This window comes from Gilvimarinus sp. 1_MG-2023, from assembly GCF_030548285.1.
In genome coordinates, this window is the sequence record NZ_JAUOSC010001169.1 from 1 (window position 1) to 262 (window position 262).

Annotated in this window: 1 protein-coding gene; it reads right to left on the reverse strand. The window is 57.3% G+C overall.

Annotation, left to right across the window (positions count from 1 at the left end; genetic code table 11):
- Positions 1-232: ABC transporter permease subunit (locus Q4563_RS20540; RefSeq protein ID WP_442903828.1), on the reverse strand; the 232-nt coding region annotated here is incomplete at its 3' end.
- Positions 233-262 lie beyond the last annotated feature (30 nt).

A 262-nucleotide genomic window follows, 5' to 3' on the forward strand; every position in this document is an offset into this window, starting at 1 on the left:
CTGTGGTGGATGCCTCGGGGTAAAAGTATTTGGTCAGTCCTTCGATAATGCCCATCATCAAGCCGGTCAGAATGGCACCACCGATCGATCCCATGCCGCCAATCACCACAATGGCGAACACCACAATCAGGATATTGGCACCCATATCCGGGCTGACCGAATACACGGGGGCCGCCAGCACTCCGGCCAGGCCAGCCAGGCCAACACCAAAGCCAAAGGTCAGGGTAATCATCAGCGGCACGTTGACACCAAACGCCTGCAG